Origin of the sequence: Stenotrophomonas sp. SrG (assembly GCF_050031795.1) — a bacterium.
In the GTDB taxonomy this organism is placed as follows: domain Bacteria; phylum Pseudomonadota; class Gammaproteobacteria; order Xanthomonadales; family Xanthomonadaceae; genus Stenotrophomonas; species Stenotrophomonas rhizophila_A.
On record NZ_JBNBBE010000668.1, the window covers coordinates 1 to 248 of the forward strand.

General features: G+C 69.8%; 1 protein-coding gene. It reads right to left on the reverse strand.

The features are described from left to right. On the reverse strand, window positions 1–248 hold a 248-nt coding region (locus ACQG3P_RS21240; protein ID WP_426806157.1), incomplete at both ends, for a LytTR family DNA-binding domain-containing protein.

Below are 248 nucleotides of genomic sequence, written 5' to 3' on the forward strand. Positions count from 1 at the left end.
GGCCCGGGCCTCCCCGCTGTCCAGCGGCTCGATCGAGACAAGGAAGCCCTGGTTGAGCACGTAGCGGCGGTGGATGCGCACGAACCGGGCCGGATCCAGCTGCGCCTCCAGCGCCGCCATCGTGCTGCGCAGCGGGTCCTCATGGCCGCGCACGTGCAGGTTCATGTAGTTGCCGGCGGCCTGGGCGTACTCGATGTCGGCGGTGGCCACCAGTAAATCCCGGCCCAGCTTGCGCACCAGGAAACGCG